12 protein-coding genes are annotated in these 12,946 nt (G+C 63.3%); 5 read left to right on the plus strand and 7 right to left on the minus strand.

Translation table 11 applies throughout. The features are described from left to right. Positions 1-49: 49 nt before the first annotated feature. The 7 genes from R8871_RS24695 to R8871_RS24725 form a co-directional block, all read right to left on the minus strand. Complete coding sequence (locus R8871_RS24695) at positions 50-1,006, minus strand: Csu type fimbrial protein (RefSeq protein WP_175052815.1); 957 nt, start codon at positions 1,004-1,006, stop codon at positions 50-52. Continuing rightward, positions 1,003-3,417 carry a fimbria/pilus outer membrane usher protein gene (locus R8871_RS24700; RefSeq protein WP_175052816.1) on the minus strand — a complete coding sequence of 805 codons (2,415 nt, stop codon included), beginning with the start codon at positions 3,415-3,417 and terminating at the stop codon, positions 1,003-1,005. Before R8871_RS24700 ends, R8871_RS24695 begins: the two co-directional genes overlap by 4 nt. A 133-nt stretch (positions 3,418-3,550) precedes the next feature. Next, on the minus strand, positions 3,551-4,255 hold the full coding sequence (locus tag R8871_RS24705; RefSeq protein ID WP_407673199.1) for a fimbrial biogenesis chaperone: 705 nt from the start codon (positions 4,253-4,255) through the stop codon (positions 3,551-3,553). An 83-nt stretch (positions 4,256-4,338) separates the two neighbouring features. Continuing rightward, entirely contained in the window at positions 4,339-4,821 is a 483-nt protein-coding gene (locus R8871_RS24710) for a Csu type fimbrial protein (protein WP_093639731.1), read from the minus strand. A 521-nt stretch (positions 4,822-5,342) separates the two neighbouring features. After that, positions 5,343-6,551 (minus strand): MFS transporter, encoded by a 1,209-nt coding sequence (locus tag R8871_RS24715; protein WP_175052817.1) that lies wholly within the window; start codon positions 6,549-6,551, stop codon positions 5,343-5,345. 64 nt (positions 6,552-6,615) lie between these two features. Then, positions 6,616-7,098, minus strand: coding sequence for a VOC family protein (locus R8871_RS24720; protein ID WP_175052818.1), 483 nt, complete (start codon positions 7,096-7,098; stop codon positions 6,616-6,618). 163 nt (positions 7,099-7,261) lie between these two features. Continuing rightward, complete coding sequence (locus R8871_RS24725) at positions 7,262-8,911, minus strand: SH3 domain-containing C40 family peptidase (RefSeq protein ID WP_175052819.1); 1,650 nt, start codon at positions 8,909-8,911, stop codon at positions 7,262-7,264. A gap of 231 nt (positions 8,912-9,142) precedes the next feature. On the opposite strand from R8871_RS24725, the gene R8871_RS24730 reads away from it, so the two are divergent. From R8871_RS24730 to R8871_RS24750, 5 genes are all read left to right on the plus strand, one after another. Further along, the gene (locus R8871_RS24730; protein ID WP_175052820.1) at positions 9,143-9,565 is read left to right on the plus strand and encodes a TOBE domain-containing protein; all 423 of its coding nucleotides are present in this window, start codon (positions 9,143-9,145) and stop codon (positions 9,563-9,565) included. Between the two features lie 177 nt (positions 9,566-9,742). Beyond that, positions 9,743-10,243 carry a GAF domain-containing protein gene (locus tag R8871_RS24735; protein ID WP_175052821.1) on the plus strand — a complete coding sequence of 167 codons (501 nt, stop codon included), beginning with the start codon at positions 9,743-9,745 and terminating at the stop codon, positions 10,241-10,243. A gap of 172 nt (positions 10,244-10,415) precedes the next feature. Next, positions 10,416-11,492, plus strand: coding sequence for an aromatic ring-hydroxylating oxygenase subunit alpha (locus tag R8871_RS24740; protein ID WP_175052822.1), 1,077 nt, complete (start codon positions 10,416-10,418; stop codon positions 11,490-11,492). Between the two features lie 56 nt (positions 11,493-11,548). Further along, a complete protein-coding gene (locus R8871_RS24745) occupies positions 11,549-11,716 on the plus strand; it encodes a rubredoxin (protein WP_093639504.1) in 168 nt (55 codons plus the stop codon). Then, a complete protein-coding gene (locus tag R8871_RS24750) occupies positions 11,713-12,909 on the plus strand; it encodes an NAD(P)/FAD-dependent oxidoreductase (RefSeq protein ID WP_175052823.1) in 1,197 nt (398 codons plus the stop codon). Before R8871_RS24745 ends, R8871_RS24750 begins: the two co-directional genes overlap by 4 nt. The last annotated feature ends 37 nt before the right edge of the window (positions 12,910-12,946 follow it).

Raw genomic sequence — 12,946 nt, forward strand, 5'->3', positions numbered from 1 at the left:
CGCCCGTTACGCGTGCGATCCCACTGCCGGCAGAGCGAGCGTCCAACAATCAAAAACTGATTGTCGCGGTAATCGTGTCGCTGTAGTTGCCGGGCATCGGCGTTGTCTGCGCCGGCACGCGGCCGTACACCGTGATCGACACCGCATTGCCACTGCCCGTGCCCGTTGCCATCGTTGTGCCCGCCGTGCCGTCGCCCCATGCGCTCGTGTGGGCAGCATCCGTGTAAAGCTGGTAGTTCACCGCGCCGCCACCGCCCGCGCGCTGCATCTGGCGTGCTGCGACGCTGCCGCTCAACCCGCTGCTGAGCGCGATCTGATATGCGTCGCCGTTCGTGCAACGCGCCGTGATCGCGCCGCTCGCGTTCAACGCCGAACTCAGCACGCCCGTCGATGTGAAAGCAACGTTGGTCGCGCTGATCAGGCAGTTGTTCACCACCGTCGCGCTGGCCGTGAAGCCGAAGCTGCCGGCGCTCGTCGTCAGCGCGGCGCAGCCTGGCGCGAGCAGCAGGAAGAAACCATAGTTGAGCGAAGTCTGACTCAAGGTCTGCGAGTACGTGGTGCTGGCGTTGCCGGTCGTGGGCACGGTTGGCTGATTGGCGGTGATCTGGCCGTAGAAATTGACCGATGTCGTCGCGGTATTGCCGGTCACCGGCTTGTTGAGGATCACCGATATCGGTGTGGTGCCGAGCGTGGTCGAACCCCACGGGAGCGAATGCGCGGCGTCCTGATACAGGTTGTATTGCAACTGGTTGGCGCCGATCGTCAGCGCGCGCGGGGTCGTGCCGCCCATGTTCAGACACACCTGCACGCTCGGCGTCAGCGTAATTGCAGGCCACGTGCACGAAATGCCGACGGTGCCGGTCGCGGCCACCGCGTTCAAGCCGATCGGACTGACGTTGCCGAAGCTCAATGCCGATGGGCTCGCCGTACAGGTTTGCGCACTCGCACGCTGCGGTAACACGCCGAGCAGCGCGCATAGGGCGAGGAGCAGGACGAGCCGTCTCACCGCGTCGCCGCCGCGCCGGCAGCGGCCGGGCTGCCGCAGGTCAACGGTCCGAGCGTCGGCAGCGAGCCGTCGGCCGGACGCTGGTAGGCGAACTCGACGCTGCAATGGGTGGCGCCGGTGTCGATCTCGAGATGATTGTCGCGCTGCAGATTCTCGATGAAGGTCAGGCCGTCGTAGCCGACGATCGTATCGCCCCCGCTTTCGACATGATGCACGCGCGTGCCCGGCGGCAGGAGCTTGCCATCCGCGCCGCGCAGAATCACCGAAGCGGCGCTGTAACGTGTCACGCGAAAATTCGCCAGCACACCCGTGAGCGACTTCGGCACGAGATCCATGGAGGTCGTTGCGATGCGCGCATCGGCGGGCAGGTTCATGCTGTCGATCGCGACCTGGTTGTGCTGGTACGCGTTCAGGTCCGGTATCAGCAGATGACCGTTGCGGTCGGTCGTGCCGATCACGCGGTTTTCGTGCAGCACCGGCACGCCCGCGACGCCGTCGGTGGACACCAGCGCGAAGCCGTCGTCGATACGCCGCGCCGGCTGGATGCTGCGATCCATCAGCACGATCGCGCCGGTTAAGTCGAGCGAGGCATTCGCATGCCGGTCGACGTCCTGCGCGAGCGCCGTCACTTCGCCGTAGTTGCCGAGATACTGCGCCTGCGCCTGACGGTATGGCACCGCGCCCGAGCCGCCCGCCTGCACGCCCCAACCCCATCCGCCGGCATAGTCGGGCGGGCGCTGCGCATTGAGGTTGTAAGTCGACTGGCCATTCTGACGGCCGACACTGGCATTGATCGCGGTGTTGTTGCCGAGGCCGAAGCTCGCGGTCAGAAATACGCCTTGCGCGTTGTGCTGCAGAAAGTCCTTGTACGTGCTGAGCGTGAGCGATGCCAGATTGCCGAAGTTCAGCGTGTACGAGAGCGAGCCGATCCGCGAGGCGGGAATGCCCGGAAAACGGTAGCCGATATAGCTGACCGACACGGTCTGGCGACTGAAGAAGGGCAGCGCCAGCGTCACACGGTCGGTGGCGGTGGGCACCGGCGTGCCGTCGCGCGCGGCCAGATCGCCGTAGTTGCCGTAGGCGCGCAGCGTCTGCGCATCGATCGAGAAATGCGGTTCGATCAGCTGATAACCGAGACCGAGCTGGGTGCCGGTCAACTTGCCGGCGCTCGCCGACAACGAGCCGTTGATCACACCGGCCATGCCCATGCGCACCAGCGCACCGGCACCCGCATTGACGAGGCCGCCGGTGGCCTCCGCATGTCCTTCGAGTGTCAGCGTGTCGCTCATGCCGCGCCGCGCGGTGGCGCTGACCGCCGGGCGCGGATCGTAGGAAAACGAATCGATGCCGTACGCGCGGCGCAGGAACCCCGCTTCGAACGAATAGCTCGACAGGCCCGCGGCCAGCATGCGCGTATCTACGTACAGCGGCAGCGAAGTCGAAATAGTGCGGCCGAGCGCGTCGTGCGTAATGACCGTCGCCACGCCCGCGCCGGTGATGCCCGGCACGTTGTTGACGATGAACGGCCCGCTCGGCACATTGCCGCTGAATTGCCGCACGTTGTTGATGTACAGGTCCACCGCCGACGGCACGACGGCCGTGCCCGAGAGCGCCGGCACCGGAAACGTCACGAGGTCGGGGCGCAGCGCAAAGTTGCTGCGCCACTGGAAGCCGCCGATACGGATCGAACGGCTCCAGTCGAGCGACGATGAAATGGTGTCGCCGAATTGCGTGGTGCTGAGCGTGGCCGGATTCGAGGTGCTCCACGCGGTGTCGTAGCGCACATAGCGGTGCAGATCGCGGTATAGATACGCGATACCGGTATTGCTCAGCACACCGGACGGATCGAAGTAGCGCTCCTCGCTCCATAGGGCGAACTGCGCGTTGGTGTCCGTTTGCGCGAACGCGTCGTAGTTGATCAGAAAGCCGCGCGACGCGGCGGCGTTTGGCGTTTGCGCCAACTCGCGCGTGTCGAACGTGTACGGCTTGCGGATCGCGTCGGGCACCTGCAGATCGACGGTCTGGAGCGACGCGTCGTATTCGTAGCGCAGGCCCGGGATCTGGTCGAGTTCGATCGAGGCGGTGTCGGCGGCGCCGAGCTTGTCGGTGTCGATGCCGACTTCGCGCAGGTCCTTCCCGGTGGCGCTGAGCCGGCCGCCGACGTCGCGAAAGTGCGCGATCAACGAGGTGCGCTGGCCGTTGAGCATGACTTCCAGATATAGATCACGGCCTGTCGCGGAGTCCGGCGCGGTCTTCGCCGCGATGCGTTCGGCGGAGGCCTGGCCGGGGGCCGGCGGCGGAGCCGTCGCTTGCGCGCCTGCCCGATTCACGCTCAGCAAGTTCAGCGTCGCCGCGAGCGTGACGGCATGCAGTCTCCATCCATGGCGTATTCGCCGTCGTGTCTTTCTCATTGATTGCGTGGCGGTGCATCGTGTGTGTTCCCAGCGACCCTGGCGCGATCATGACGAACCTTGCGTGCCTGTCGTCAGCACCTGTGTTAGCTCCTGTGTTAGCCCCTGTTTCAGCTCCTGAACCCTCGTGTGTTCACTCGACATTCACCGTCGCCTCAACCGGCAGCGAATTGACTGAGGCGCGTACCTTCAGCGGACCGTTGTGGGCGGCGTTGTCCGGCAGCGTGACCGGCCAGTGGCGTTCGCGGCCGGCCAGCGCGTAGCCAAGCAGGCCTTTGTTGATCACGTAGGCGTTTCCTGTGTTGTCGATCAATTGCACGGCGGCGATCTGCGCGCGCTTTTTGCCCGCGTTGTCGACGCGCAGCATCCAGCCTTCTACGCCGCGCGACAGATGCCAGCCCAGTTTCGGCTGACCGATGTCGACGGGAGGTTCGACGAACACCGGCACCGAGTAGCGCAAACGGATCGTCACGCCGTTGGTGGGCGCGGCATCGGGTTCGGGCAACTCGTCGATCAGCACGCGGTAGCCCTGTTCCGCATTCGAGGGCTGCGGAGTCGTGCGCACCAGCCGCACCAGCTGATCGGCATGCGCGCCGATCTGGATCAGCGGTGGGCTTGCGACCAGATCCTGAGTGGGCGTGAGCGTGTCTTCGCCGCTTGCCTGATCCCAGCGGAACACGCGGACCTGGCCGAACAGCGGCTTCTCGCCGGGGTTCTTTAACGTGATGCCGGTTGCGTTGGCATCCGCGGACATGTCGACCATCACCGGCGAAATTTGCAGCGTTGCGGCTTGCGCGAGTGGCGCCGTCAGACACCATGCGAATGCGCTTGCCGTCAGCAGGCGAAGCGGTCCGTTTATGGCGCTCGCGACGTGCGTGCTTGCAGACCACGCCCTTGCGGATCGCGTCCTTACTGACCGTATCAAAAGTAGACCGTGGCAGTGATGGTGGTCTGATAGGTGTCAGGTTTCGGAGTAGTCTGCGCCGGCACCTGGCCGTACACGACAATCGATTGCGCCGAGCCAGTGCCGGTGCCGCTGGCTGTGTTGGTGCCCTGCGTGTTGCCCCACAGGGTTGTATGGCCTGCGTCCTGATACAACTGGAACCCGACCGTAGTGGCGGTATTGCCGGTGGCCGTGCCGGCCATCAAGCGGCTCGTTACGGTGGAGCCGGTGACCGTGCCGGCGTCGAGCCCGACGTTGTACGGCGTGGTGTTGGTGCAGGTTACGGCGACCGTGGTCTGCTGGTTGATCGCGGTGCCGAGCACACCGTTGCTGCCGAAGTTCAGCGGGTTGGCGCTGATCGAGCAGTTGGCGTTCAACGTGAGCGTGACGGTGAAGGTGGTGACGGCGGTGCCGTTCGAATAGGTGGCGGCGCGCGCGAGCTGTAGAGGCAAACCGAACATCAAGGCGACGATGAGGCTGGACGACAGCAGTTTTTGTTTCATCATGAGACCTCGCAAACCGACAGGACGCGGATTTTCCAATTGTGTTGGCAGTTTGAAATTTCACTGACCAGATCGTCGATCTAATAGCCGGATATTTCAATGGGACGTAATTGTGTTATGCAATGACCATCGCAATTGATGAAATTAAGTCTACACCAGACTTTCTTCGTAATACAAATTGTTGCGGCAGGAAATTCATTGGAAATATCTGGAGCGGGCGGTGTGGAGCGGCTCGGGAGATTTGATGAATCAGGAAATTATTTCTATGTGCGAGTTCGGGAAAATACCTAATTCAGGTAGTTTTTTCTAAAAAATTTGAATATTTTTTGATGTTTTATTGAGTCGTAGATGCATGTTTATGCGTGTCGAATTTCTCGCTGAATGCAAATTGGCTTAATTGAAATTCACGCGATTAAGCTGCGGCCGATGTGAATGTCACGCAATGTTAATTATTGCTTTCAGTCAGCGCGTGCGTGGCGTCATTCGCCAAGCGCGAGCGCGCGCTTGCGTCGCAACAGCGCAGAGCCGATCGACACCGCCACGCCGATGCAGCCCATCGCGACCGAAAGCGTCACGATCAGCAAGCCGGTTTGTGCCCGTGCCGAAAACACGCCGACCAGCAAACCGGCGAGTGGTTGCGTCATGTTGTTCAACAAGATCACCACGCCAGTCGTCTTGCCGTAGTCCTCGGGCGGAATGATTTTCTGCCGCGCGCTGCGGATGAAGAGATTGAACATCTTGTCGAAGCCGACAATCAGCAGGAAGCCGAGCGCATAGCCCCAGGGCGCCGCACTCGCACCGGCGATCACGCCGCCGGCACAGATTGAAATGAACGCGACGCGGCCGAGTGTCTGCGCGGGCCAGGCGTTACGTGCGATTGTCAGGAGAATCAGCACCGTCGCCACGGCGCCAGCGGTTTGCAGGCCGGCATAGTAGCGGTTCGATTGCGCGTGAAAGCCGGTCACCATCGCGGCGGATGTCGCGAGCGTCACGCCGATCACGAGGTTTTCGGCAGCGGCGAGCAGCACGACTTTTTTCAGACCAGGCAGCATCAGCACATGGCGCAGCGCGATGCGCAGGGGCATCGTCCAGTGACCCGGCGCAGCGGGAGGTGGATCGCCGGCGCGAAAACCGCTGGTGCGTTGCCACAGCAGCAGTGCTCCATCGGCAAGCAGAAACAGCACGCCCGTTGCACCGACCACCCATTCCCAGCGCCACAAGCCGAGCAGCACTGCGGCCAGCATCGGGCCGAGTACGAAACCCAGCTGGTCGGCCAACTGCGAGTAGGCGAGGACACGCTGGAATTGCTGCGTGCTGAAGATTTGCGGCAGCATCACTTCGCGTGCGACCAATCCCTGGCTCGTGAGTACACCGCACAACGCCGATAGCGCGATCAACCAGCCGATGCCGCCAAACAATGCATACGCCAGCACGCCGCCGAAACACACCAGTGCCCGTACGGTCTGGCTCACGCGCATCAACTTGAGCGGCGAAATGCGGTCGCACAAGGCGCCGAAGAAAGGAAAGACCAGGTAGCGCGGCAAGGTTTCGATAAAAAACGCGAGACCTGACCACGAGACCTGGTGCGTCGTCTGAAACACGACGAGAGGGACGAGGAACAGCAGGACCTGATCGGCAAGACGCGCGACAAACAGCGAGCAGAAGAAAGCCTGATGGTTGACGCGCACCGTTCATGTCCCGCCGTTTATGGGTCGAGACCGATCCTATCAAAGATCGAAGGGCGGCGACTTATTACGAGCCGCACTCCGCGCCTTGCATCCCCTGCATGCCTTCCTGAATCTGTTCCGGCGTCAGGTCGCGCTTGTGCGTGGCGAGCGACCAGCTGTGGCCGAACGGGTCTTTTAACTGGCCGTAGCGGTCCCCCCAGAACATATCGGCAAGCGGCATGGCGACGGTCGCGCCGGCATCGACAGCCTGCTTGAAACTGGCGTCGACGTCTTCCACGTAATGATGAATCGTGACCGGCGTGCCTTTCAGCGAGTTCGGGCCCAGTGCGTGGTGGTCGGGCCATTCGTCGGTCAGCATCAGCATGGAGTCGCCGATCTTCAGGCAGGCGTGCATCACTTTGCCGCCCGGCCCGGGCAGGCGGTATTGCTCGACGGCGTTGAAAGCCTTGGTGTAGAACGCGATGGCTTCCGCGGCGTTGGCGCAAATCAGATACGGAGTAAGCGAGTGCATCCCGTCCGGGATCGGTTTGACAGCGGGGCTGGACATGACGGCGACTCCTTGAATTAACAGGTTCGTGAGTTGAAAGACCGGCTGCGTAAGCCAGGCCTTCAACGTTACGACGAGTGAGTCGCTGTTGAATCGACACTCCGGGAAAAATATTTTTAAGCACGCCCGTGCGGTGTGGTGCGGCGCGGTGTGATGTGGTGCGTCAGCCGGCCGGATTGTCTTCGTCTGACGGCGCAGCGGGTGAGGAGGGTGTGGAAGGCGTCGCCGTGCCCTCCGGCGCGCCGAGAATGCTGATCTGGAACGTCGGCGTCGCCGCGAGCGATTGCAAGGTCGCGTCTTCCGGGATGTGCTCGAACAGCGGCAGGATCACCGAGCCGCCGATCACCGCGCGCCGGCTATTGTCGGCCGGCCGCAAGCCCCACACGTCCTGGTAGACCACCGGCACGGCCATGCCGTTGCGGGTCGTGTTGCCGATGTACAGCATCACATGGCCGCCGATGTAAATCAGCGTGCGCAACGGTTCACCGTGCTGGGCGAGGTAGTCGAGCCGTTGCGCCGGCGTCGACGCGGACAGATCGATCATGCGCCCGGCGCTCATCTGCGTCGACGAATGGCGCGGCAGCCACACGCCGAACGCCGCGAAGATGCTTTGCAGTTCCGACGAGCAGTCGTTGTAAAGGCCGCTATTGCCCCAGCCGTACGGCCGGCCGATCAGCGTTTTCATCAGCATTGCCAGATGCCGCGGAGTGGCGGCAAGCGGCATCGGGGCGATCTGCGTATCGCTCAGTTGGGCGGTGCGGATGATCGCGCGGCCGTCCACATCGCGGGCCGGGACAAAGAGTTTGCGGGAGGCGGGGGCGTCGGCGGCTTCGCTCGCGGGTTTATTTGCCTGTGCCGCCGGCCGCATGGCGTTGTCTGGAGCGAGCGGCAGCAGCGTGCCGGCGGGCGCGTCGAAGCGGAACACGCCGCGGCTATCGCGCACCGGCGCCGAGGCGACTATCACGGCGCCCAGCGACTTCGCGGTGGCCGCGCGCCACGTGTCGACGAAGGTGTCGTCGGTCAGGCCGACGCCTTCTGTGCGCACCCAGCCTTGCACGTCGGGTGTCTGCACGTAGCGCCACGCGCCGTCGACGCTGCTGCCCAGCACATACAGCGGCGTGCCTGGACGTACGGCCGAGATCTGCAGGTTGTCGAACGGATAGCCTTCGCCGGCAAGGTGGTGATCGTAGAACGACGGGTCTGTGGTCGGCAGTTCGCGCACCATCAGGTTGCCGGTGGCGATCGCGCGGTGTTCAGGCTGGTAGACGGCCGCCTGCGTGAACTGGCCGACGTCCATGTTTTGCGCGATGGCGTCGATCCACGCCTTGTCGTGCGGACGGAAATTTTCGCCATAGCCGAGCGCCGCGCCGCTCTTGCCGGTGTTATCGAACTTGTCGATGCGGCGCTGCTGCAGCGCGACAATGTCCGCGCCTTGCTGGCGATAGACGCGCATCGCCACGTAAGCGGAATTCCACGGCGACGGCGCGGTAGTGCCGGTGCCGAAATAGCGCGCGTAGAGGGCGCTGAAGTGCGCCTGCTGATCCGCGGGACTCAGGAACGGCCGGTCGTAGCCGGGGCTGTCCGGTTCGAGCCAGTGATCGACGTTCTGGTCGTAATTGGCGATCGGGAACAGCGCGACCGTGTCGACGCTCGCATGGACCTCGCGGGTCGGCGATGGATTGCTGCAGGCGGCGAAGGTAGCGGCGGCTGCGAGCGCGGCGCATAGCGTGGCGGCACGGCGGGCGTGCGGCAAGCGTGCAGCAACGTGGGCGGCCAGGCGTGCGGCAAAGCGGGGCAGGACGGCGACAGGCATGGAGTTCGACGGTGATGGTCCAAGGGCACGATGATACGGTGTCGCGACGGGCGCGGCGCTATGAGTGTATTTACACAACGCTTATGTGGTTTCATTGGGGTTCGAATCGTCAATAGCGGCTGTGCCATACCGCACTTCACGCGCAAGCGACCGCACAGGCCGGGCGTTTCTTTACACTCGACACATCGCCTCGAAGCACCTTTTACGAGGCTCCACAACCAGGAGAACAACATGCAAACCAGCGCACGCAATCATTTCGCCGGCGAAGTCGCCGAAGTCAAACACGGTGCCGTGAACGACGAAGTCACGTTGCGCACACCGGACGGTCTCGAGATCGTCGCGATCATTACGCACGGCAGCGCGACGTCGCTCGGCCTCGCTGCCGGCAAGAAGGCTTTTGCGCTGGTCAAGGCGTCGTCGGTGATCGTGATGGTCGACGTGGCGAAGAGCCAGGTGTCGGCACGCAATTGCATCGCCGGTACGGTGTCGGCAGTCACCAAGGGCGCGGTGAATTCGGAAGTGACCATCAGCGCGGGCGGCGCGCAGATCGCTGCGATCATCACCAATGAAAGCGTCGACCGCCTCGGCCTCGCGAGCGGCAAAGCGGCGACGGCGATCTTCAAGGCATCGAGCGTGATCATCGGCGTCGAATAACAATCGACGCACGGCGTTGTTCGCAGGCTTGACGTCTGGACAACGCCATCTGGGCGCACGTAGATCGAACGGAAAGAGGGCGGCATGCTCCGAGGGGCGTGCCGTGAAGGAAACGGCGGCTTGATTTAAACTGCACGCCTCGCTGTTTCTCTTTCCGCTTTCATTACGGACGCCGTCATGTTCGAAGTCTCCTCCGCCTCGCATCTCCCCAAAGCCGCGCACTACGAAGAACTGGTCGCCCAGGCGCGCTCGCTGCTCGCCGGCGAAACCGACTGGATCGCCAACGCCGCGAATTTCTCCGCGTTCGTATTCCATTCCCTGAGCGATCTGAACTGGGCCGGTTTCTACTTCCACGACGGCCGCGAACTGGTGGTCGGACCCTTCCAGGGCAAGCCCGCTTGCGTGCGCATTGCGCTCGGCAAGGGCGTGTGCGGCACGGCAGCGCAAACCCGTCAGACGCAAGTGGTGCGCGACGTGCATGAATTCCCTGGTCATATCGCCTGCGATTCGGCGTCGCAATCGGAAATCGTCGTGCCGCTCGTCGCACCGGACGGCACGCTGATCGGCGTGTGGGATGTCGACAGTCCGGTCGTCGCGCGCTTCGATGAAGAAGACGCGAAGGGCATGGAAGCGCTGTGCGCGGTGTTTATCGAAGCCGCGCTTCCGCGCGCAGCCTAGGCGTTTCAGTCAGCGCTGATCCAATGGTGCGGCGGCACCCTATGCATTTTCATACATAGACTAGATGCATTTCAGGGGATGGGTCGGCGGACCTCATCCCGCTATCGTTCTCTCCACGCGCTCAGGAAAACACATGAGCGCGACGAACCCCCACCAGGTTTTGGAGACACGCATGAGTTCCGCCGCCGCTACTGCCACCGCCGCCACCACCAGGCCGCTGACGTTCCAACGTTCCCCCGCTTTACCCCGCAATTGCACCTTCGATAGCCACGACTGGGAGATTCTCAGCCGCTACTGGCATCCGGTAGCGTTCGCCGCCGAGGTGACCGACAAACCCATCAGCGTGACGCTGCTTGACGAGCCTCTGGTCGTATTCCGCTCGAATGGCCAACTGGTGAGCGCGCGCGATATCTGTCCGCATCGCGGCGCGCCGCTCAGCCAGGGGTGGGTCGATAACGGCAATATCGTGTGCCCGTATCACGGCCTCGCGTACGGCAATGACGGCAAGTGCAAACACATTCCGTCGCAAACGGATGGCCCGATTCCCGAGCGCCTGCATCTCGTCACGTATGCGACGCAGGAAGCGTATGGTCTCGTGTGGGTCTCGCTGGGTGGCGGCACCGAAGCGTTACCCGCGTTTCCCAACTGGGACGATCCCGACTTCCAGCAGATCCTGCCGCCCTCGATCGACATCAACGCTTCCGCGGGACGTCAGACTGAAGGCTTCATCGACGTCGCGCATTTTGCGTGGATTCACCACGACAGTTTTGCCGACCGGCATAACCCGGTGGTGCCGCAGTATTCGGTCGAGCGGCGCGAACGCGGCATGCACGCGGAGTACGTGAGCACGGTCAGCAACTTCCCGAAATCGATGCAGCATCGCGCGCCTGAGGGTTATCTGTGGCACCGCTTCTTCGACGTGGATGTGCCGTTCTTTGCGCGCCTGACCGTGCACTTTCCCGAAAACGGCCGCCTGTCGATCCTGAATGCCGCGAGCCCGGTGTCCGCGCGCAAGACGCGTCTGTTCGTGCCAATCGTGCGCAACTTCGATAAGGATTTGCCGCTCGAGGACGTCTACGCGTTCAACCGTCAGGTGTTCGAAGAAGATCGTGCGATCGTCGAACAGCAGCGCCCGGAAGATCTGCCGATCGACCGCGCGGCGGAAGCGCCGATTCTCGCCGACCGTTCGTCGGGCGCCTACCGTCGGGCGTTGGCCGAGATTGGCCTCGGCCAGGCTTATGTGCGCTAGTTCGCGGCGCGGGCTCGTGATGGGTGATGGGTGATTGGTGATTCGGGAGAGAAGTCATGAAAGTATGGGAATGCGTGATCTGCGGCTTTCGCTATGACGAAGCGCTGGGTCTGCCGGAAGCCGGCATTGCGCCGGGCACGCGCTGGGAAGATGTACCGGACGACTGGTTGTGCCCGGACTGCGCGACCGGCAAACACGACTTTGAAATGCAGGTGATCGCATGACGGCCGCTCAGCATGAGGGCAAAGGCAAAGAATCGCCGGTGGTGATCGTCGGTACGGGCATGGCGGGCTATACGGTTGCGCGCGAACTGCGCAAGCTCGATAGCACGGTGCCGATCGTGATGATCAGCCGCGACGACGGCAGCTTCTATTCGAAGCCGATGTTGTCGAATGCACTGGCGATGAAGAAAGAGCCGCAGGCGTTGGCGAGTTTCGACGCCATGGCGATGGCGGCGCAGCTGGGCGCGTGGATTCGCGTCAATCAGCGTGTGGAGCGCATTTTGCCGGCCGAGCATACGCTGGTGGTCGACAATGCGTTGCTCGGCTACAGCAAGCTGGTGCTGGCTACGGGCGCGGACCCGCGGCGTCTGAAGGTGGCGGGCGATGGCGCGGCCGACGTGATGTCGATCAACGACCTCGGCGATTACGCGCGCTTCAGGTTGGCGCTCACGCGTTGCCGCTCGGTGGCGATTCTGGGCGCGGGTCTGATCGGCTGCGAGTTTGCCAACGATCTGGCCGCCGCTGGTTATGCGGTCAACCTGATCGATCCGGCTTCGACGCCGCTGGCCCGCCTGCTTCCGCAAGACGTGGGCGAGATTTTCGCCCGCGCGCTTGACGATGGCGGTATCCGTTTTCATCCTGGCCGCAGTGTGGATCGTATCGACCGCTTGTCGGACGGCTACCGGCTGACGTTCGCCGACGGTGAGCCGATCGTCGCGGATCTTGTTGTCTCGGCGGTCGGCCTCGTGCCGCGTACGGCCTTGGCTGCTGCTGCGGGTCTCGAGATCGATCAGGGCATTCGAACCGATGCGTGGTGCCGCACCAGTGCACCCGATATCTACGCACTCGGAGACTGTGCCGCGATCGACGGCAAGGTGCAGCCGTATGTTCTGCCGATCATGCACGCCGCGCGAGCGCTTGCGCGCACCCTGGCCGGGCAGCCGACGCGCGTTGCCTTTCCGGTGATGCCGATTACCGTGAAGACGCCCGCGAGTCCTGCCGTCGTCGTGACGCCCGAGGGCGAGGGCGCGTGGTCGATCGAAACCGCCGGCGATGCCGCGAAACACGCGGCGCGCGCCGTGTGCCGGCATGCCACCAGCGAGCGTCCGTTGGGCTTCGCCTTGCTCGGCGCAGCGATCGAGGGCAAGGCCGCCTTGATCAAGGCCATGACAGAGGGGCCAATGGCGACTAGCTGACCCATAACAATGTTCCGTCTGACCGACCTCACTTTGT

Origin of the sequence: Paraburkholderia sediminicola (assembly GCF_902859805.1) — a bacterium.
GTDB classification, from domain to species: domain Bacteria; phylum Pseudomonadota; class Gammaproteobacteria; order Burkholderiales; family Burkholderiaceae; genus Paraburkholderia; species Paraburkholderia sediminicola.